The organism is Bacillus sp. GbtcB10 (assembly GCF_019091365.1).
Lineage (GTDB): Bacteria > Bacillota > Bacilli > Bacillales > Bacillaceae > Bacillus > Bacillus altitudinis.
Genome location: NZ_JAGXJP010000184.1, coordinates 1 through 266, shown reverse-complemented (window position 1 = coordinate 266; position 266 = coordinate 1). Strand labels below are relative to the sequence as shown.

1 pseudogene is annotated in these 266 nt (G+C 29.3%); it reads left to right on the top strand.

What is annotated here, in order from left to right:
* Positions 1-117: 117 nt before the first annotated feature.
* Positions 118-266 (top strand): annotated as a pseudogene (locus KVT11_RS20045) (polysaccharide deacetylase family sporulation protein PdaB); the annotation flags it as partial.

Genomic DNA, 266 nt, shown 5'->3' with positions numbered 1-266 from the left:
GATCATTTCTTACAGAGCAATAAGTATTAAGCCCATTTTCATTTAACAAAATCCTACCATCCATTATATCCACTACTTACGATATTAATCCCTTGTTCTCTTTTTTATATTTACAGCATATATGTAACTGAAAAGGATTGGACAAAGGGGCGTAATATTATGTTTTTCTTTTTTATTACGAGTAAAAGAAGCTTTAAACACATTAGCTTAATAGTGATACTTTCCTTATTTACAGCATGGCTACTCTTTTTGAAAACATATTCACA